17 protein-coding genes are annotated in these 20,314 nt (G+C 55.5%); 9 read left to right on the top strand and 8 right to left on the bottom strand.

All coding sequences use genetic code 11. The annotated features are described in order from the left end of the window. Positions 1 to 74 precede the first annotated feature (74 nt). Together rimO and phaR are read right to left on the bottom strand one after the other, a co-directional pair. Entirely contained in the window at positions 75 to 1,463 is a 1,389-nt protein-coding gene (gene rimO / locus B9Z52_RS00300; protein ID WP_108411885.1) for a 30S ribosomal protein S12 methylthiotransferase RimO, read from the bottom strand. Between the two features lie 57 nt (positions 1,464 to 1,520). Beyond that, complete coding sequence (gene phaR / locus B9Z52_RS00295) at positions 1,521 to 2,081, bottom strand: polyhydroxyalkanoate synthesis repressor PhaR (RefSeq protein WP_108412313.1); 561 nt, start codon at positions 2,079 to 2,081, stop codon at positions 1,521 to 1,523. A 207-nt stretch (positions 2,082 to 2,288) separates the two neighbouring features. On the opposite strand from phaR, the gene B9Z52_RS00290 reads away from it, so the two are divergent. From B9Z52_RS00290 to tolA, 9 genes are read left to right on the top strand one after another with little or no spacing between them, the layout of a single operon-like run. Then, a complete protein-coding gene (locus tag B9Z52_RS00290; protein ID WP_108411884.1) occupies positions 2,289 to 2,927 on the top strand; it encodes a riboflavin synthase in 639 nt (212 codons plus the stop codon). After that, complete coding sequence (gene ribBA / locus B9Z52_RS00285; RefSeq protein ID WP_108411883.1) at positions 2,924 to 4,051, top strand: bifunctional 3,4-dihydroxy-2-butanone-4-phosphate synthase/GTP cyclohydrolase II; 1,128 nt, start codon at positions 2,924 to 2,926, stop codon at positions 4,049 to 4,051. Before B9Z52_RS00290 ends, ribBA begins: the two co-directional genes overlap by 4 nt. 2 nt (positions 4,052 to 4,053) lie before the next feature. Next, positions 4,054 to 4,551, top strand: a complete 498-nt coding sequence (gene ribH / locus B9Z52_RS00280; RefSeq protein ID WP_108412312.1) for a 6,7-dimethyl-8-ribityllumazine synthase — start codon at positions 4,054 to 4,056, stop codon at positions 4,549 to 4,551. Next, the gene (gene nusB / locus B9Z52_RS00275; protein ID WP_108411882.1) at positions 4,551 to 5,075 is read left to right on the top strand and encodes a transcription antitermination factor NusB; all 525 of its coding nucleotides are present in this window, start codon (positions 4,551 to 4,553) and stop codon (positions 5,073 to 5,075) included. The genes ribH and nusB overlap by 1 nt, the downstream gene beginning before the upstream one ends. A 15-nt stretch (positions 5,076 to 5,090) precedes the next feature. Further along, positions 5,091 to 6,278, top strand: coding sequence for a pyridoxal phosphate-dependent aminotransferase (locus B9Z52_RS00270; RefSeq protein WP_108411881.1), 1,188 nt, complete (start codon positions 5,091 to 5,093; stop codon positions 6,276 to 6,278). Beyond that, entirely contained in the window at positions 6,275 to 6,688 is a 414-nt protein-coding gene (ybgC, locus tag B9Z52_RS00265) for a tol-pal system-associated acyl-CoA thioesterase (RefSeq protein WP_108411880.1), read from the top strand. The genes B9Z52_RS00270 and ybgC overlap by 4 nt, the downstream gene beginning before the upstream one ends. After that, entirely contained in the window at positions 6,685 to 7,389 is a 705-nt protein-coding gene (tolQ, locus tag B9Z52_RS00260; RefSeq protein WP_108411879.1) for a protein TolQ, read from the top strand. Before ybgC ends, tolQ begins: the two co-directional genes overlap by 4 nt. A gap of 12 nt (positions 7,390 to 7,401) precedes the next feature. Continuing rightward, positions 7,402 to 7,821, top strand: a complete 420-nt coding sequence (locus B9Z52_RS00255) for an ExbD/TolR family protein (RefSeq protein ID WP_108411878.1) — start codon at positions 7,402 to 7,404, stop codon at positions 7,819 to 7,821. A 22-nt stretch (positions 7,822 to 7,843) separates the two neighbouring features. Next, on the top strand, positions 7,844 to 8,785 hold the full coding sequence (gene tolA / locus B9Z52_RS00250) for a cell envelope integrity protein TolA (protein WP_233251752.1): 942 nt from the start codon (positions 7,844 to 7,846) through the stop codon (positions 8,783 to 8,785). A gap of 91 nt (positions 8,786 to 8,876) precedes the next feature. On the opposite strand, the gene dnaE is transcribed toward tolA, so the two are convergent. The 6 genes from dnaE to B9Z52_RS00220 form a co-directional block, all read right to left on the bottom strand. After that, positions 8,877 to 12,443 (bottom strand): DNA polymerase III subunit alpha, encoded by a 3,567-nt coding sequence (gene dnaE / locus B9Z52_RS00245; protein WP_108411876.1) that lies wholly within the window; start codon positions 12,441 to 12,443, stop codon positions 8,877 to 8,879. A 111-nt stretch (positions 12,444 to 12,554) separates the two neighbouring features. After that, the gene (locus tag B9Z52_RS00240) at positions 12,555 to 13,784 is read right to left on the bottom strand and encodes an O-antigen ligase family protein (protein ID WP_108411875.1); all 1,230 of its coding nucleotides are present in this window, start codon (positions 13,782 to 13,784) and stop codon (positions 12,555 to 12,557) included. Further along, on the bottom strand, positions 13,771 to 15,045 hold the full coding sequence (locus B9Z52_RS00235; RefSeq protein WP_146182749.1) for an oligosaccharide flippase family protein: 1,275 nt from the start codon (positions 15,043 to 15,045) through the stop codon (positions 13,771 to 13,773). Before B9Z52_RS00235 ends, B9Z52_RS00240 begins: the two co-directional genes overlap by 14 nt. Further along, positions 15,027 to 16,271 (bottom strand): Wzz/FepE/Etk N-terminal domain-containing protein, encoded by a 1,245-nt coding sequence (locus B9Z52_RS00230; protein WP_108411873.1) that lies wholly within the window; start codon positions 16,269 to 16,271, stop codon positions 15,027 to 15,029. The genes B9Z52_RS00235 and B9Z52_RS00230 overlap by 19 nt, the downstream gene beginning before the upstream one ends. 3 nt (positions 16,272 to 16,274) lie before the next feature. Further along, complete coding sequence (locus tag B9Z52_RS00225; protein ID WP_146182748.1) at positions 16,275 to 18,617, bottom strand: SLBB domain-containing protein; 2,343 nt, start codon at positions 18,615 to 18,617, stop codon at positions 16,275 to 16,277. 4 nt (positions 18,618 to 18,621) lie between these two features. After that, a complete protein-coding gene (locus B9Z52_RS00220) occupies positions 18,622 to 20,292 on the bottom strand; it encodes a SpoIIE family protein phosphatase (RefSeq protein ID WP_108411871.1) in 1,671 nt (556 codons plus the stop codon). Positions 20,293 to 20,314 lie beyond the last annotated feature (22 nt).

The raw sequence follows: 20,314 nt of genomic DNA, 5'->3' as shown, positions 1-20,314 counted from the left end.
GTTGCCCATTTCACAAAGCGATGAACGACGGCCCGCGCCGTCAGCCTTGAGGCTGATCGGCGTCAGGCAGAAAATCAAACCGGCACTCCCACCAGGTCGTGGCCTTCCACGGCCACTATCCGTGCACGGATGAGTTCACCCACCTTGAATGTCTTGCTGATTTTCTCGGGCGGCAACAAACGCACCACGCCATCAATCTCGGGGGCATCACCGTAGGTGCGCGCCACACCACCGCGTCGGCCCATCGCTGGCGCCGAATCGACCAGAACTTGCATGGTCAAGCCCACACGCTGCTGCAAGCGGGCAATCGACACTTCCTCGGCCACGGCCATAAAGCGAGCTCGACGCGCTTCACGCACATCATCGGGCAGCATGCCTGGTAACTCGTTGGCTGTTGCACCCTCGACCGGGCTGTAGGCAAAGCAACCGGCGCGGTCGATTTGCGCTTCGCGCAAAAAGTCCAGTAAATGCTGGAACTCTTCTTCGGTCTCACCGGGGAAACCAGCAATGAAAGTGCTGCGAATGACCAACTCGGGACACAGCTCGCGCCAGCGCTGGATTCGCTCCAGATTTTTCTCTCCGCTGGCGGGCCGCTTCATGCGCTTGAGAACATCGGGGTGGCTGTGCTGGAACGGTACGTCCAGATAAGGCAAGACAAGGCCTTCGGCCATCAGCGGGATGATGTCGTCCACGCTGGGATATGGGTACACATAGTGCAAACGAACCCAAGCATCGTGCTCACGTGCCATCTCACCCAAAGCACGGACCAGCTCCAGCATGCGGGTCTTGATCGGCTTGCCATCCCAAAAACCCGTGCGGTATTTGACGTCCACGCCATAGGCAGAAGTGTCCTGGCTGATGACCAGCAACTCTTTGACGCCACCATCGAACAAGGCCTTGGCCTCCTTGAGCACATCGCCAATCGGGCGCGAGACCAAGTCGCCGCGCATGGATGGGATGATGCAAAACGTACACCGGTGGTTGCATCCTTCGCTGATTTTCAAGTACGCATAGTGGCGCGGCGTTAGCTTCAAACCGGCTTCACCAAAGCCACCTGGCACCAAGTCCATGAAAGGATCATGCGGTTTGGGCAGATAGGCGTGCACAGCGTCCATCACCTCTTGGGTTGCATGCGGGCCTGTCACGGCCAGCACGCTGGGGTGCATTTCGCGGATCATGTTGCCGCCGCCCTCGCCGGTCTTGGCGCCCAGGCAACCGGTCACGATCACTTTGCCGTTTTCGTTGAGGGCTTCGGCAATCGTGTCCAAACTTTCCTTGACCGCATCGTCAATGAAGCCGCAGGTGTTGACGATGACCAAGTCGGCACCATCGAAAGTTTTGGAGGTCTGGTAACCCTCAGCGCTCAATTGCGTGAGGATCAACTCGGAGTCGGTCAAAGCCTTGGGGCAACCCAGGCTGACAAAGCCCACTTTGGGGGCGGGTGTAGGTATCGTTTCGCTCATGCCCCGATTGTCCGCGCAAAAACGATGGCGATGTGACAAAAGGGCATGAAGCGCCCATCAAGTCCTCAAACCGAGCACGCCCAGCATCTGCTCGGTGTTCTTCTGGATCTGTTTTTGCATCTGCTCCTGCATTTGCGAGACCACGTTCTGGGACGGATTGGCCAAGCCAGAGAACATGTTTTGCATCAGCGGGTTTTGCCACTGCATGAACTGCGCCCACACCTCGGGGCTCAGAGGCTGGCTGTTCGCCCCGAGCTTGGACTGCCAATCCATGAAGGATTGGACATGGTTCTCCAGGTAAGAGCCCATGTAGCCCTGCATGGCATGGCCGTAAAAGCGGATGATGTTGGATAAGACAGCCTCGCTGAACATCGGCACGCCCGCAGACTCTTCTTCCAAAATGATCTGCAGCAAGATGGACCGGGTCAGGTCATCCCCTGTTTTGGCATCACGCACCACCATCGGCATGCCGTCCATGACCAGTTTTTTCAATTCGACCAACGTGACGTAAGACGATGTCTGGGTGTCGTACAGACGGCGGTTGGGGTATTTTTTGATCGTGCGCACGGAACCCGCCGAAGAGGACTCAGACGATGAATCGCGAGATGAAGACGGGATCGGCACAGAGAACTCCAAGAAAAGCACAGGCAACAAGCCATTGTGCTGCACTGCAACACATTTTAGGTAGGCACCAGAATGAGGCAAACCCGGTTTACCCTGATAAGTGCATCAGGCCAAACTTGGCATCAAGGAAATACGCGCCGATGAAGGTTTTTCTTGGCGTGCAACCCGATTCCAGCGCAATCCCTGCGAAAATAGACAGCTATGTTCACTGGAATCATCACTGGCGTGGGGCGAATCGTCGCCCACCACGACTTGGGTCGCTCTTTACACCACGGCAAGCGCCTCACCATCGAGGCCCCCGCCGGGTACCTTGACGATGTGGGCTTGGGCGACAGCATCGCCCTCAACGGCGCTTGCATGACCGTCACCACCTTCAACCCCGAGAGCCGTCAATTCACCATCGACATCTCGGCCGAATCGCTCGACAAAACCAGCGGTCTGGACCAAGAAGGCACCGTCAACCTCGAAAAAGCTTTGCGTGCCCATGACCGCTTGGGCGGACACATCGTGTCGGGCCATGTGGACGGTGTGGGGCAAATCAGCCATTTCGAGCAAATTGGCGAAAGCTGGGAATTGCGCGTTCTGGCACCGCACACACTGGCCAAATACCTCGCCTACAAAGGCTCCATAACCGTCAACGGCGTGAGCCTGACGGTGAACAAGGTGGCCGATGTGGCGCAAGGCTGCGAGATCAGCATCAACCTGATCCCCCACACCGTGGACAACACGGCGCTTGGCAGCCTCCAAACAGGCAGCCGGGTCAACCTCGAAATCGACACCGTCGCCCGTTACGTTGAGCGCATGCTCAGCGCAGGCCTGATCCAGAAAGACACCGCATGAACGTTCCAGCGCAATTGACACCCGTGGCGATCTCGCCGGTCGAAGAGATCGTGGCCGAGATGAAAGCCGGTCGCATCGTGATCCTGGTCGACGAAGAAGACCGCGAAAACGAAGGCGATCTGGTGCTGGCGTCCGACCACGTCACACCCGAAGCCATCAACTTCATGGCCCGCTTTGGCCGGGGCCTGATTTGCCTGACGCTCACCCGCGAGCGCTGCGAATTTTTGAAGCTGCCGCCCATGGCGGCGCGCAACGGCACGGTCTACAGCACCGCCTTCACCGTCTCCATTGAAGCCGCCGAAGGCGTGACCACCGGCATTTCGGCCGCTGACCGTGCTCGTACGGTGCAGGTGGCCGTGGCGCGCAACACCCAACCCACTGACCTGGTCCAGCCCGGCCACATCTTCCCGCTTCAAGCGGTGGATGGCGGCGTGCTCATGCGCGCAGGCCACACCGAAGCGGGTTGCGATTTGGCTGCGATGGCCGGTTGCAGCGCATCGTCCGTGATCTGCGAGATCATGAAAGACGACGGCACCATGGCCCGCCTGCCCGACTTGCAAATCTTCGCGGCCGAGCACGGCTTGAAGATCGGCACGATAGCCGACCTGATCGAATACCGCAGCCGCAACGAATCGCTGGTGGAGCGCATCGGCAGCCGCACGTTGCAAACCGCACACGGCGAATTCACCGCACACGCTTTTCGCGACCAACCCAGCCAGACCGTGCACTTGGCGCTGGTCAAAGGCCAATGGTCCGCCGACACCGAAGTGCCCGTGCGTGTACACGAACCCCTGTCGGTGTTGGATGCCCTCGAAGTCAACCGCGCCATGCACTCCTGGAGCCTGGACACCAGCTTGCACTACCTCAACGCCCAAGGCTGCGGCGTGGCCGTGCTGCTCAACTGCGGCGAATCGGCTGACCAGCTGCTGGCACAGTTTGAAGGCCGGGCCCGCTCAGCCCAAGCGCCCGAGCGCGGCAAGATGGACCTGCGCACTTACGGCGTGGGCGCGCAAATTTTGCGCGAATGCGGCGTTCACAAGATGAAACTCATGGGCCAGCCCCGCCGCATGCCCAGCATGACCGGCTACGGCCTCGAAATCACCGGTTACATCCCCAAGGAATGAACATGCTCGAAGCGAACAAAGGCACAGAACAAGAACTTGACGGGCAATTCCTGCACATCGGCATTGTGCAAGCCCGTTTCAACGAAGACATCACCAACGCATTGGCCAAAGCCTGCATCGAAGAGCTGCAAGCGCTGGGCGTGACCAGCATCGACCACGTCATGGTGCCCGGCGCTTTGGAAGTGCCCGTGGCCCTGCAGGCCATGGCCGAACGCGCCGAATACGACGCGCTGATCGCGCTGGGCTGCATCATCCGCGGCGAGACCTACCACTTTGAACTGGTGGCCAACGAATCCGGCGCAGGCGTGAGCCGCGTCTCGCTCGATTACAACTTGCCCATTGCCAACGCGATTTTGACCACCGAAAACCTGGAGCAAGCCATCGCCCGCCAGACCGAAAAAGGCCGCGACGCAGCACGCGTGGCGGTCGAGATGGCCTGCATCATGGACGACCTGTCAGCCGATCTGGCCGAAGAGTTTGACGACGAAGAGAACGCGTGATGAACGACCAAAACAGCACGCCAGAGACAGAAACGGCCAGCACCCTGCCTGCAGCCCAGGGCTCGCGCAAGTCCTCGGCCAAACCAGCCCGCAGCCGTTCGCGCGAATTTGCACTGCAGGCGCTGTACCAGCACATCGTGGGTAAAAACGAAGCTTCGGACATCGACGTCTTTACCCGCGACCTGTCTGGCTTTCACAAAGCCGACTCGGCCCACTACGACGCCCTGCTCTACGGCTGTACCGAACAAGCGAAAGCACTGGACGGCCTGATCGGCCCTAAGCTGGACCGCAGTTTTGCCGAGATCTCGCCCGTTGAACACGCCGTGATGTGGATCGGCGTCTACGAGCTGCAGCACTGCCTGGACGTGCCTTGGCGCGTGGTGCTCAACGAGTGCATCGAGCTGGCCAAGGACTTTGGCGGTACCGACGGTCACAAATACGTCAATGCCGTGTTGGGTGGCTTGGCCCCCGAGTTGCGCGCCGCCGAGGTACAAGCCGACCGCCAGGCCGGTCGCATCAAGTAAAGCTGCACAGCCCCCATGCGCACCTCCCAACGCGCCGAGCGCATCGAGCCGTTTTACGTGATGGAGGTGGCCAAGGCCGCCTCGCAAAAAGCCCGCGAAGTGGCCCACACCGACCGCCCGGTGGTCTTCCTCAACATCGGTGAGCCCGACTTCACCGCCCCGCCCCTGGTGCAGCAAGCCGCGCAAGCAGCCATCGACGCGGGTCAAACCCAATACACCCCTGCCCTGGGCCTGGAGCCTTTGCGCCAAGCCATCAGCAACTGGTATGGCTCGCGCTTTGGCGTTGAGGTGCCTGCCAGCCGGATCGTCATCACCGCAGGCGCCTCGGCTGCTTTGCACCTGGCTTGCCTGGCGCTGATCGATCGTGGCGACGAAATCCTGATGCCCGACCCGAGCTACCCCTGCAACCGCCACTTTGTGAGCGCAGCAGAGGGCACTGCCAAACTGATCCCCACCACAGCAGCAGAACGCTTCCAGCTCAGCGCCGAGAAAGTCGCCGCCGCTTGGGGGCCGCACACCCGCGGCGTGTTGCTGGCCTCGCCCTCCAACCCCACCGGTACGTCCATCGATCCGGCCGAGCTGCGTCGCATCCATGAGGTGGTGCGTGCTCGCGGCGGCATCACCCTGATCGACGAGATTTACCTGGGCCTGAGCCACGATGAGCAGTTTGGCCAAAGCGCATTGGCTTTGGGCGAAGACATCGTCAGCATCAACAGTTTCAGCAAGTACTTCAACATGACCGGTTGGCGCTTGGGCTGGCTGGTGGTGCCCGAGGCGCTGGTGCCGGTGCTCGAACGCTTGGCGCAAAACCTGTTCATCTGTGCCAGCACCGTGGCGCAGCAGGCCGCATTGGCCTGCTTTGCCCCCGAAAGCCTGGCCGAATACGAGCGCCGCCGTACCGAATTCAAAGCCCGCCGTGATTACTTCATCCCTGCACTGAACGACTTGGGTCTGACGGTACCCGTGGCCCCCGATGGCGCTTTTTACGCTTGGGCCGACTGTACGGCCGCCTGCCAAAAGCTGGGCCTCAAGGGCAGCTGGGACTTCGCCTTCGCCGCACTGGAGCATGCCCATGTGGCCATCACACCCGGCCGCGACTTTGGCACCGACCAGACTGCGCGTTTTGTGCGGTTTTCCACCGCCAACTCGATGGTCGAATTGCAAACGGCGATTGCACGCCTGAAAGCCTGGCTGCACCCATGAACACACCCTTTCAGTTCCCCATCCGCATCTATTGGGAAGACACCGACGCCGGTGGCATCGTGTTCTATGCCAACTACCTGAAGTTCTTTGAACGCGCCCGCACCGAATGGCTGCGCGCATTGGGCTTTGGCCAACAGGTGCTGCGCGACGAGTCGGGCGGCATGTTCGTGGTGAGCGAAACGGCCGTCAAATACCATTCACCTGCCCGGCTGGACGACACCTTGGTGGTCACCGCCGAGCTGCAAGCATCCGGGCGCGTGAGCCTGACCATTGCCCAGCGTGCCTACTTGCGCACGCCCGGCCAAACCGACCGACTCCTGGCCGAAGGCACCATCCGCCTTGGCTGGGTCGACAGCCAAACTTTGAAACCGGGCCGCATTCCGGCCCCCGTTCTGGAAGCCCTGAAATGAACCAAGACATGTCCATCGTCTCGCTGTTGCTGCACGCCAGCTTTGTGGTCCAGTTGGTGGTGCTCATCTTGCTGGGCATATCGGTCACCAGCTGGGCAGCCATTGCACGCAAATTGTCGGCGCTCAAGCACATTAAAAACCTCAATGAAGAGTTCGAGCGGGTCTTCTGGTCAGGCACCAGCCTGAACGAGCTGTTCAATGCAGCCACACAAAACGCCAAGATGTCGGGCCCCATGGAACGCATTTTTGCCAGCGGCATGCGCGAGTACCAAAAGCTGCGCGAGCGCCGCATCAGCGATGCAGGCACTTTGCTTGACGGTGCACGCCGCGCCATGCGCGCCAGTTTCCAACGCGAGATGGACGTGGCCGAATCCCAGCTGGCCTTTCTGGCTTCGGTCGGTTCGATCTCGCCTTATGTCGGCTTGTTCGGCACGGTGTGGGGCATCATGCATGCCTTCACCGGTCTGGCCAATTTGCAGCAAGTGACCTTGGCCACTGTGGCCCCCGGCATTGCCGAAGCACTGGTGGCCACCGCCATTGGCCTGTTTGCCGCCATTCCAGCCGTGCTGGCCTACAACCGTTTCTCACACGACGTGGACCGCATCGCCATCAAGATGGAAACCTTCATCGAAGAGTTCTCCAACATCTTGCAACGCAGCCTGGGTTCGGCCGGTACCAGCAGCTCGGCGTCTGGCCACTGAAAGGAGCACTGCATGCCCGCCGTTTCATCCCGGGGTCGCGGTCGCCGCACCATCGCTGAAATCAACATGGTGCCCTTCATCGACGTGATGCTGGTGCTGCTGATCATCTTCATGGTCACCGCCCCCATGATCACGCCCAGCATGGTGGATTTGCCCAGCGTGGGCAAAGCCGCCAAGCAGCCCGACAAGGTGATCCAAGTGGTGATCCAGAAAGACGAACGGCTGGAGCTGGTCAGCGACGGTAAAACCAACAACGCCACCCTCAACAGCGTGGCGGCCAGCGTCAAAAACCTGATCGGTCAGGACAGCAACACCGCCGTGGTCATCAGTGCCGACCGCACGGTGAAATACGAAACCGTGGTCAAGGTCATGGACAGTTTGCAACGCGCAGGCGTTGCGCGTGTGGGCCTGTCGGTCCAGCTGGCACCTTGAGCTCTGCATGAGGAATTCGGCTGTGAGCCCACGCCCTGCCCCGCACCTGGAATTTGCACCGCCCGCACCGGAGGGGCGTCAAGGCTCGCTGTTGATCGCCATCGCAGCGCACGCGGCCCTCTTCCTGGCCTTGGCATTGGCCACCCAATGGCGAACCCAGCCCCAGACCGTTCAAGCCGAGGCCGAATTGTGGTCGGCGACACCACAGGCCGCCGCTCCCCGCTTGCAAGAGCCCCCGCCCGCGACACAGCCCGAACCCGAGCCCCCCAAACCTGAGCCCAAGGTCAAACCGACGCCGACGCCGCCCCCCGCGCCCGATCCGGAAGTCGAGCGGCGCGATGCGCAAATTGCGCTCGAAAAGAAAAAGCAACTGGACCAGAAAAAAGAAGCCGAGAAGCTGGAAAAGGAAAAAGCCGAACTCAAGCGCAAAGAGCGCGAGAAAGAAGAAAAAGCCGCCAAAGAAAAGGCCGAAAAGGACAAGGCTGACAAAGAGCTTGAAAAGAAAAAGGCTGCCGAAAAAGCCGAGGCCGACGCTAAAAAGCGCAAGCAAGACGACGCCAAAAAGGCGGCAGACGCCAAAGCCGACGCAGCCCGCATGGACGACCTGCGCAGCGAGAACCTCAAACGAATGCAAGGCTTGGCTGGGGCTTCGGGGGGCGAGAACGCCACGGGCAGCGCCCTCAAGTCATCCGGCCCATCGGCCAGCTATGCCGGTCGCCTGGTGGGCCGCATCAAACCCAACATCACCTACCCCGGCGATGTGGTCGGCAACCCGCGTGCCGAGGTGGAAGTCAAGGTCAGCCCGGATGGCACCATCTTGAGCCGCCGCATTGTCCAAACAAGCGGCAACCGCGCTTGGGACGACGTCGTGCTGCGTGCCATCGACAAGACCGAGGTTTTTCCCAAGGACACCGATGGCCGGGTTCCCTCGGTCATCGTATTGGGCTTCAGGCCTCAGGACTGAGTGAAACTTCGCCCATCGAGGGCACTCCCTGTCGGGTCAGTGTTTTTCGCTCAGTGGTCCAAGGCACAGCATCGGCTTGGACCAAGCTGCCTTACTGCGACACCGTCCTCAAGGTCAGTATCGGGTTGTTGTCTTCGTACACAATGACCGCCTGCCCCTGATCGGCTTGGGCCATCCAGCTGGCCAAAGCCGCATCGGACGGAAAAAAGCGGGCTTGTTCTCCCAGCGCCAATTCGGCACGTGCGCCCAACTGTTCATTGCGGCGCTCCAGTTGCAAGCGCACCGGCAAGCCCCTGACCAGCTCGCCCTGCTCGGTTTGCTCACGCTGCGCCGGGAATTCTTTGACCAAGCGCGCAATGTCCGGAGCGCGGCCGTTGACGGCTACGCGCAGGAATTTGCCATAGCGGCAACGCGCTGCGCCCAGGTCCATGATCTGTTCCATCTTGAGGCGAAAGCCGCCTGAAAAACGGTCGGCCTGCATCTTGGCCGTGACGATGATCAATTCGTCGTCTTTGAGCAACTGTTTAGCCGAGTTGATCAGGCCTTCGTCGGCGGTGGCTTCCATCACGCCCGATTTGTCGTCGAGCTTGAAGATGGCCACTTTGCCACGCTGGCCGTTGATGATGCGCAAATCGCTGACGATGCCCGCCAGCACCATGGACTCACGGCTGTCGATCAGGTCGTCGATCTTGCGGCGCGCAAACTGCCGCACTTCGCGCTCCACCGCATCGAACAAATGGCCCGACAGGTAAAAGCCCACAGCGGTTTTTTCCAGCAGCAAGCGCTCTTTGATGCCCCATGGCAACACGTCTACCAAATCAGGCTCTTGGGTGCTTGATCCGTGCGAGTCATCGCCCAGCATGTCGAACAAGCCGCCCTGGTTGGCATTGGCCGTGGTGGCGCTGGCAAATTCAAAAGCCCGGTCGATGCTGGCCGACAAGGCGGCACGGTTCATGTGCAGCGAGTCGAAAGCGCCTGCCTTGATGAGCGCATCCACCGTGCGTTTGTTGATGCGGGTGCGGTCCACGCGCACGGCAAAATCAAACAAGCTGGTAAACGGACCGCCTTCGTTGCGGGCGGCCACAATGGCTTCAATGGCCTGCTGGCCCGTGCCCTTGATGGCGCCCAGACCATAACGGATGACCTTATCTGTGACAGGCTCAAAGCGGTGCGTGCCCCGGTTCACATCGGGCGGGTCGAAGGTGATGCCGAACTTCAGCGCGTCTTCGTAGAGCACCTTGAGCTTGTCGGTGTCGTCCATTTCCACCGTCATGTTGGCGCAGAAGAACTCGGCGGTGTAGTGCACCTTGAGCCAACCGGTGTGGTACGCCAGCAGTGAATACGCAGCCGCGTGCGACTTGTTGAAGCCGTAGCCCGCAAATTTTTCCATCAGGTCAAAGACCTCGTCGGCCTTGTCCTGCGCAATGCCGTGGGTGGCCAGGGCACCTGCGCGGAACTTCTCGCGGTGCTCGGCCATTTCTTCGGCCTTTTTCTTGCCCATGGCGCGGCGCAGCAAGTCCGCGCCGCCGAGCGAGTAGCCGCCCAGAATCTGCGCCGTCTGCATCACCTGCTCCTGATAGACCATGATGCCGTAGGTCTCGCTCAGCATCTCGGCCACTGCAGGGTGCGGGTACTCCACCACTTCGCGCCCGTGCTTGCGAGCCACAAAACTGGGGATCAGGTCCATAGGCCCCGGGCGGTACAGCGCGTTCAACGCAATCAGGTCTTCCAGGCGGCTCGGGCGGGCGTCGCGCAGCATGCCCTGCATGCCGCGACTTTCAAACTGGAACACGGCTTCGGTCTTGCCGTCCGAGAACAGTTTGTAAGTCGCCGCGTCGTCGATGGCGATGTTTTCAAAGGCGAAATTTTCCTGGCCTTTGTGCCGCTTCATGATGAATTCGCGGGCGATCTCCAGGATCGTCAGCGTGGCCAGGCCCAAGAAGTCGAACTTCACCAGACCTGCGGCCTCCACGTCGTCTTTGTCGTACTGGCTCACTGCCGATTCGCTGCCGGGCTGCTGGTACAGCGGGCAAAAGTCGGTCAGCTTGCCTGGCGCGATCAACACGCCCCCGGCGTGCATGCCGATGTTGCGCGTCATGCCTTCGAGCTTTTGGGCCAGCTCGATCAGGGTCTTGACGTCTTCTTCGCGCTCAATCCGCTCGGCCAGGATGGGCTCCATGGCAATCGCGTAGTTGTTCTTGTCGCCCTCCTTGGGCGTGGCGGGCGGGTATTGCAGGGTGACCGACATGCCCGGTTTGTTGGGAATCAGCTTGCTGATGCCGTCGCAAAAGGTGTAGCTCATGTCCAGCACGCGGCCCACGTCGCGGATCGCCGCACGCGCGGCCATAGTGCCGAAGGTGGCGATCTGGCTGACCGCGTCACGCCCGTATTTGTCCTTCACATAGTCGATCACTCTGTCCCGGTTGCCCTGGCAAAAGTCGATGTCAAAGTCGGGCATGGACACCCGCTCGGGGTTCAAAAAGCGCTCAAACAGCAGGCTGTATTGCAGAGGGTCCAGGTCGGTGATCTTGAGCGCGTAGGCCACGAGCGAGCCCGCACCCGAACCCCGGCCCGGGCCCACAGGGCAGCCATTGGCCTTGGCCCACTGGATGAAGTCACCCACGATCAGGAAGTAACCCGGAAAGCCCATCTTCAAAATGGTGCCCAGCTCAAACTCCAGCCGCTCCACGTAGCGCGGGCGCTCGGCGTTGCGCTTGGCCTCATCCGGGTACAGGTGGGCAAGGCGCGCCTCCAGGCCTTCGAAAGAGACATGGCGGAAATAATCGTCCACCGACATGACCACGCCGTCGACGGGTGGAATGGGGAAGTTGGGCAACTGCGGCTTGCCCAGCACCAAGCTCAGGTTGCAGCGCTTGGCGATCTCCAGCGTGTTGGCGATCGCGCTGGGCACATCGGCAAACAAGGCGCACATTTCCTCGGCCGACTTGAAATACTGCTCGCGCGTGAACTTGCGCACTCGGCGCGGGTTGGCCAGGATCTCGCCTTCGGAAATGCACACGCGGGCTTCATGGGCCTCGTAGTCGTCTGCCGCATGAAACTGCACCGGGTGCGTGGCCACCACCGGCAAATGCAGCCGCGCTGCCAGCGCCACGGCACCAGCCACTTGTGTTTCGTCTTCAGGACGGCCTGCGCGTTGCAGCTCCAAGTAAAAACGGTGTGGAAAAGTCGAGCCCAACTGCAGCGCCACATCGGCCGCCTTGTCGGTGTCGCCCTGCACAATCGCCTGCCCCACCGGCCCGGCCTGTGCGCCAGAAAGCAAGATCAAGCCTTCAGACAATTCCTTGAGCCAGTTGACTTTGACGACCGCCACGCCTTTGAGCACGTTTTGCGTCCAAGCCCGCGCCAGCAGCTCACAAATGTTCAGGTAGCCCTGGTGGCTTTGCACCAGCAAGATCACACGAGACAGCGCACCCGCATCACCGCCCAGACCTTCAAGGTTGATTTCCGCCCCCAGGATGGGCTTGACCCCCTTGCCGCGGCCTTCCTTGTAGAACTTGACCCCGCCAAACAAGTTGTTCAGATCGGTGATGGCCAGGGCGGGCTGCCCATCCTTGGCGGCCATCTTGACCACATCGTCGATGCGGCAAGTGGAGTCAACGACTGAGAATTCGGAATGGAGGCGAAGATGGACAAACATCTCCAGATTGTAGGCACGCTATGGAGACCTACCCGTCCTTTTGAGTGTGTGCACCAGACAAAATGCAGCATATGCAAAGCAAGCCAGCATCTCGCAGCAAGTGGTCAAGGGTCAATCGTCTGACCGTATGAACAAGAAACGAATGGACATGCCTGATGCAATGGCAAAAAGTCCGCTTTCAACCACATTAGCGGTGATTCCATACACAAAGGTGGCCAGTAAGATTGAAAACGAGGCTGCTTCCTGGCTGGATCGTCTGTGATTCAAGCGCAGGGTACGCAACAGCAGGACAAGGAAACCTGGCAGAGCAATCCATCCCCAGATCACAAACCAATATATGAACAAATTGTCCGCCGCATTAAATCGCATGGGTTCGAAATACGTTTGCGCCGTGCCCACCCCTCCCAAACCTCGCCCCCACAAAGGATGGCCGTGCTCCTCCAGCAAGCGCCAGGCGTTAGGCCACATGTCGTTCAACCGATCCCAAAAGGAAAATGTCAGGTTGGCAAGCTGTTCATCACGGATATAAAAATTCACATTCATGAACAAGGGTGTCATGGGCATCAGCAAGCCAACCAAACCAATCAGCAAAGGCCACATTCTCACCAAAGAGCTGGGCACTTTATGACCGGCAATCGCCAAGGGCGTCAAGACAAAAAACATGTTGTAAACGCCTTTGCTGGTGGTGAGGTAAATGGTGACAAAGCTCAAGCTCCACACCACAGTACGCCACACAGTGGACTTCAAACTCAAGGCAACGATCAGACCCAGCAACAAAGCTTGCAAACCCGCATCAAATGATGCGCGCGCAAATCCCGCCAAACGCTTGCCACCGCCAATGTTTTCCCATTCACGGGAACTGACCACTTCCACCTCGCCTACAGAGTAACTGAACCCCTCCCAAGGATAGGACAACATGTTGTTAACCACCACGCCCACCAGCACAATCACCCACAAATACAGCGCCACTCGACTGACTTGGCCCCAGTGCTTGAACACGATCTCAGCACATGCCAAGCCAAACCAAAACGGAAGCAAGCTGTACCAACCAAAAGCAACCTGCTTGAGTGGCGTATAAAGTGCGCCAACCGTCAAAGCAAAAGCAACAACCATCAATGTCATCGCTCGCTCAGGCGTGAAACCGGGACGCGCCTCCCACACGACCACGGCCGCAATGGTCAACATCATCAACACTTGAGGCACATAAATCAAAGGACTGAGTTTGACCATGCCCAAGCCCCAACGCAAAGGACCTGTCGTTACGGCTGCAACCGAATAAGCCAGCAAAGCCACCAGCACCCATCGCTCGACTCGCTCCTGCACGGGATCAGAAAGCGTCATTGAGCCATCCGCTTCTAAACAACAAGAGGCCCGTCATCAGCAACTCCCCCAGGACCCAACACCCTATGCCCCAGGAAACCCCCTCCAAACTGGTCAGGGTGAAAAACAGTCCTGCCTGCAAAATCACCCCAGGCAAGACACGACGGGCATAACCCCGACCTCTCCCCGATCCAAGCCACCACCACTGAGCCAACAGCATATTGGTCACGGAAAACGGCACCCAGACACACAACATCTGCCCCCATGCTTCATGGCCTTCAATGGCTTGCCCGAACAGCCCATGCAATGCCCAAGGCGTGACCATGATCCCTGTCAAACCACAGACCAGTGCGAGTAAAGCGACACGTCGACTCCAAGGCAGCAACACTCTAGGCACACCCTCCTGACAGCCAATCCATGCTTGCACGATACGGGGTTGCATGGCCTGAATCAGTGGACTGAACGAACTGGCCGCGGCACGCAACGCCTTTTCAATGGCGGCAAACACCCCCACCACCTCTTTGGACTCAACCAATCCCACAAAAAAAACGGTGCTGTTGGCCACAGCGGTCAAAGAAAACTCGGACACAGCAAACTCACGACTGCTCATCGCCACATCTTGAACACCCCGCCAAGTCGGCAAACACCAGCGCAGCCCTGGCATGCGAGCCAAAACCATCAAAGCCAATACGCCGGACATCAAAGTCGCGCCGCCTTGAAAGGCCGCAGCCCACAAAAGGTCCTCTGGCCCGCTCACCCACAAAAACAAGGCCCCCGTCATGAGCAAACGCCCCAAAACCCCAAGCACCATTGTCAAATGCATCACCTGCATGCCCTGAAACATCCAGGTAGGAAAGGTCAACGAGCCCAGAACGGGTAAGAAACTCCATGCAAACAAAGCTGATTGGGCACGCCATGCGGGCGTTACCAACACCAAAGTCATCAAAAAGATGCAGCACACCAATGCGCAAAGCATCTTGAGCGCAGTGATATTTGCAAACAAGATGCCCGACTTGTGAGCACAAAGTGGATCTTGAACTGGATCGAGCTGCGCCAAAAGTCTGGCCCCGTGGGTGTTCATGCCGGCATCAACAGCCAACACGAAATAAAAATTGACTGCCGCCGAAAATGCCAACCAACCGTAAGCTTCAGCACCCAGCGTTCTCACCAAAAATGGTAATGTCAACAATGGAATGATGTAATTGGCAATCTGCAATACATACAATGCAAGCGCGTTGCGTTGCCAGACATTTTTCTTGACCATCACTTTGACTGACGCCACGGCATCTTCAACAGTTCTGCCTTCAAGATCACCCACTGTGAAGCAAAATAATCACTCGATGAGCGCCGTTGCCTGACATAAGCCCGTGCCCAAACATAGAAAACAACCAGCATTGACGAACCCAAACCAAAAACAATCAAGTTCAATTTAATTCTCGGCCGAGAGTTATCCAGCGGAGGTACCGCTACATCCAGCACTTGAAACAAGGAAAAATCACGCGTTTCATCCATTTTTCCAAGCTCCGTGTATTGGCCAAGAATTGTCACAATATTGACCCAATACTCGACATCGCGTTTGCGTTGGCTGTGCAACATCAAGGCATCGGGTACTTGTGCCAAAGTCAGCGCGGTATGCGATGTTCCCGATGCCTGATTCGGAGTATTTGGCAGCCCCGAAACCTCCTGAATTTTTGAATTCAAGTTGGCTATTTCATTTCTCAACAATTTGACATCTGGATTTGAATCGGTCGAATAACTCATCAGTGTGCGCAACTGAACCTCTTTATCAGCCAATTGGCTGCGAAGATCCCGCACACCACTGACAATGGCCTCGTCTTGTCCACGCAAACGGGTAAAACCCGTTTTGCTCTCCACCTGCCTCAAACGCTCATCGGCCTCATTCAGGCTTTGTCGCGCCCGGTTCAACGCATTATTGAAAAAATCAGTGCGTCGGCCGCCCTCTCTTTTGGCCAGTTCACCGGAAAAAGTCTGCAATTCTTTGACATATGAATTGGCAAGTTGTGCAGCCAATTCAGCGCTGGAATCTTCCACGGAAATTTCAACAATTCCATCTTTGCCTGACTCAATTCCAGTTCTGGACGCCAACTTGCCACGGGCACTGTCAATATCTTTCGCCTCATAATGTTTGATCAGATCATTGTCCGTGATGACCCCATCCAGAATGGTTCGACTGCGCAAAATTCCGACAAATAAATCGGTAGGATTCTTCAAGTTCAAGGCAGAGTTACCCAATGCACTCTCTCCGCCCATGGTGACCAGCCCTCTTCCAATTGTATTTTGATTATATTGAGGCGGCAATATACGAGTCGATGCAGTGTAATATGGCGTAGAAAAAATTCCATGCAATAAAACCAAAACCAAAACTAAAAATGGAAAACCCACAACAATCAGTTTAGCCTGTACAAGTGGCAGAAGAATCGGCATTAAACTGTAATTCTCTTTCGTCGGCGGGCTGGAACTTACAGCTGGATCTATTGAATCACTCATGACTTACAAACCTCCCTGCAATATTTTGAATCCAGCAGCCCCAAAACCAAATTGATAAATAATTTGACTCCAATCTTTGATCAAGCGAAGCCATCCAACTTGCTCCTCTTTTTCTTCAACCCAGATGGTATCCCCAGGTGCCACATTAGTATTATTAACAAAAGATAATCTCAACATGCTGCCATCTGCGCGTATCAGCATTGGCGGTGAAGAACTCGCAATTTTCTTGCGCCCACCAGCCATCTGAATATAATCCTCAGCATTTCGACCATCCCTCCAAAGGAAAGACCTCTGTGCAGCAACAGCACCAACCACTTCTACAGTCTCAGGAACTGCAGGAATATAAATGACATCATTATTTTCAAGTCGAATGGTTGGCAATTGAGATGTCTTACTTGTAGAGATATTCAACTCCAAAAGCATTCGACCATCCGGTTTCTTTTGCTTGAGAACTGAAAGAAAAGACTTTACAGCGTCTGCCTCTTTAGAAACTGCATTCGGTTCTTCAGCAACCAAGGAATTTCGACTTCGATCAACAATATTTCGTGTTATATCTCGCTCAAGACCCTCAATTGCCTCATCAATTCTTTTCTGTTGTTGGGATTTCAAAGATTCACGGAAAAGTTGAGTACCAAATAAATATGAAATATCTGTAACACCGCCTGCTTGCTCAATGATTTGAGGTAAATTAACACCTTGAGCAACCGGATAAATTCCTGGACGTCTTACTTCACCTTCAATTTTTACGAAACGTGTGGTATTTTCCAATGGCCCCCTGAATTCTTTTCGTGAAAATACCGTGATCACATCGCCTGGTTGCAAAATCAAATCATGCTTAGGATCACGCTCCAAAATAGCTTTACCCAATTCAAACGGAATCAAGGTTACACGCAAAGATTCAGGCAATATTCTTTCAATAACGGCATACTCCCAATTGATTTCAGGAAATGTAGGAGCCCCTTGTGTTTTTGCCGGGTCGGTCAAAAATGAAGCCAATTTTGTTTCAGCATTTCTTTGAATCCAATAATCTGGAGAAATCAAGGCAGATGCAGAAGGCAGCATGTCAGAGATACGCAAGCCATTTCGCCATGCGAAGCGCAAAGGTAAAGCCACTTGACCTTTGAGCGTGACGGCATTGGTGAATTGAGGAGAAAGCGGAACCACGATCACCAAATCACCATCTCTCAGAACGGTCGACATCGACTGAGGGCTGAAGGTCAGCTCTTCAATGATTCGATTCGACTTACGATCAGTTTGACCAAGTGATGCTTCTGCAGATGGGTCAGAAATCACTGCAGGTTTGACGCGCTCTAATGACAATTTAAGTCCATCTGCTGTAGAACTTGATCCCCCACTGATCTGAAATAAATCACCTAAAGTCATTCCTGCTTTGACTTGGAAAATGGCGCTGTTGCGAACACTGCCGGCAATCGCAACTTGTCCTTCTAAAGATGGAATGTGAATGACATCTTCATTTTGCAAGCGCATATCCCCTTGTCGATTTCCATGAATTAAAAAATCATACAAATCGATGGTTCCAGTCACTGCACCATTGCGACGCAATTCAATACGACGCATATCTCCTGTGCTGGAAGGGCCGCCCGTCATGAACAGTGCACTGATCAAAGAATTCAAAGAGTTAATTTGATATGTTCCAGGTGAACGTGCATAGCCTGTCACATAAATCCTAATACTTCTCAAAGTTCCCATTGTGACGTTTAATTCAAAACCTTTGTATATTTTTGACAACGCCATATTGATTATGGATGAGACTTCCTTGTACGTAACTCCTGCCAACGGTAAACTACCTAATTTTGGTATGAAAATTGCTCCTTGTCGATCAACTGTGACTGCATACTCCAACTCAATTGATCCCCAAGCGCGAATGATCAACTCATCCCCTGGACCTATGACAAAATCAGATGGCACATTCACCTGATCTCCCGTATTGAATGTGCTCGCAGGTGCATCAAAGAGTTCACGACCAAAAACGGGTAACACAACACCCAAGCTTTGCTGAACCATGATTTCAAAATCCGACATTTCTTTCGGTGATGGAATTTTATTTCCTTGCTTATTAACAGTCGGAGGCTCAACTGTGACTCTGCTTGAAATATTGTTCATGCGTAGACTCGGGTAAAGCGAATTGGGTCTGTCTATTTTTTGCCTTGGAGATTCCATTCCTCCTTCAGCAGCAGCTGTTGGATTGACTTGTTTAGGTACCCCATAAATATCTGGTATGGGTGTTATTTTAAAATCTTGTGCGATCGACATATTCGCATAATTTAAAAAAATTGCAAATCCTACAAAAAAATATCTAAACATAGAAATATTGATTTTTTTCATCAATTCAATCCTCTTCAGGCATTAAATTTTTAAAAACAACAATGGCTTGACTGCTGGCCATTTCCGTAAAATAATCCACTTTATCAAACAATTCTTGTATAAGAAACATTCCATAACCAGATTCATTCATTGATTCAGGATTTGGTGCAATAACTTGACGCTTGGACGGGGCAATATAAGGTAAACCTTGGTAAAAAAATTCCAACCAAATACCATGCGATTCCAAGGTCAATAACACCTGAATGGATGAAGATTTTTTTTCCATCTTCAGACCGTGCTTAATGATATTTGTAAATATCTCTGTTGCACCAAGAGCAAACTCAGATAACCAATGCTCAGGCATCCGAATAGATTTCGCAATCCAATCACACACAGCCAATTGCAATGCCTCTCTGAATACAGCGACCTCATGCAAACTACTTTCAAAATCAAAATTCATGATTTTCCTTTTTGAAAGATTTTCATGAGCGCATTGAATAAGCACACAAGATTTATCGTCTTGATGTGCATGCGATTGGCCAAAAAACTTAACCAGCCCATGTACAAAATCTTGCGGATCCATCGCTGCACAGTCAGTCCAGTGTTGCGCCAAGTGCGCGTAAGCCTGCCTGGCATCAGGCAAACCCAAGCCATCCAAAATGCCATCTGAGATGAATAACAAGCGGTCACCCGGATAAAGCGGCAAGCGCGTGACACGCAAGTCCTCATCGGATACGCCTAAGGGCAACATGTCGCCGTGCACAAAAATCACACGCCCACTGATGGCTCGTTGCAGCAAGATATAGGGGGCACCAAAATCAACAAAACGCAACTCTCCGACGCCGGTATCTACGCGCGCCGCAATCAAGGTCAACAAGCTCTCCATTTCATGAAGCATGGGATTGATGCGGGCTCGCAAAGAATCGACCAAGCTCTCGATGGCAGCCTCGGCACTGTGTTGTCGCACCTGAGCCAAGGACGTTTTGATGCCCGCTGAGACAATGGCTGCGCCCAGGCCTTTGCCCATCACATCCCCCATGACCAGATCAATGCCATGCTGGTGTCTGCAAACATCGATCAAATCACCGCTTGCCCCTTCCTGGGCCTGTGCCGCCGCAAAAAGAGACATGCGTTCCAGTTTTTCATGCGGCACAGAGAACAGCAGATACTTTTGTGCAACATTGGCTATCCGGTGTTCGCGCTCACGCCAGCCCAATAGCAATTTATGGCTCGTCTCCAATGCAGCACGCGCCTGACTCAAGTCATGCCTGGTCAATCGGATCTGATCCAGCTTGGACAACATGTCCAAAAACTCATCGCGCCTCAATGGCTTGATCAGCAATCGGTCGATGCCCATCTTCACGGCACTCGAAAATTCATGCTGCTCGCCATAGGCAGTCATCAACACACAAGCTGCATTCGCCTGAAGAGCATTGACCCTTTTGATCAAATCGAGGCCATTGCCTTCGCCAACACGCACGCCCAGATTCAAGTCGGCAATGACCACATCCCACACCTGATCAATCAAGTGCTGATCTGCCGAATCAAGATCATCCACCAAGGTGTACTGATAATCGAGGCGCATCAGCCAAGAGCCTACTATGTGTCTCAATACAGGATCGTCATCAACTACTAAAATACGCAGTGGAAGCAATTTTTCAGCAATCGCATTCAGCGATGGATTGATTTCAGACATTCAATCTCCCTGAACGGAACTT

It is taken from the genome of Limnohabitans sp. Jir72 (assembly GCF_003063575.1).
GTDB lineage: Bacteria > Pseudomonadota > Gammaproteobacteria > Burkholderiales > Burkholderiaceae_C > Limnohabitans_A.
Note: the sequence above shows the minus strand (reverse complement) of the source record. Positions and strands in the feature narration are given on the sequence as shown.